The 302-nt window shown below is 68.2% G+C and carries 1 protein-coding gene; it reads left to right on the top strand.

Annotated features, from left to right (window positions below; genetic code table 11):
* Positions 1–90: 90 nt before the first annotated feature.
* Positions 91–302: hypothetical protein (locus B1964_RS30665; RefSeq protein WP_216354229.1), on the top strand; the 212-nt coding region annotated here is incomplete at its 3' end.

Genomic DNA, 302 nt, shown 5'->3' with positions numbered 1-302 from the left:
GCTCTTCGTCCTCATCACGTCGTCGCTGCGCTCCTCGTTCTTCGTCCTGCATCGCGGCGCGGCGCAGTACCTTTGGCACCGGCTCCGCCGGTGCGGTGTTCGCGCCCTACTGCACCGCTCTTCGTCGTCATCGCCTTGTCGCTCCGCTCCTCGCTCTTCCTCCTGCATCGCGGCGCGGCGCAGTGCCTTCGGCGCGGACTCCGTCCGCGCGTGCACCTGCGCCTTTACTCACCGCTCTTCGTCCTCATCACGTCGTCGCTGCGCTCCTCGTTCTTCGTCCTGCATCGCGGCGCGGCGCAGTC

It is taken from the genome of Gordonia sp. i37 (genome assembly GCF_002043085.1).
Classification (GTDB): domain Bacteria; phylum Actinomycetota; class Actinomycetes; order Mycobacteriales; family Mycobacteriaceae; genus Gordonia; species Gordonia polyisoprenivorans.
The sequence above is the reverse complement of the archived record's forward strand: the minus strand, read 5'-3'. Positions and strand labels throughout refer to the sequence as shown.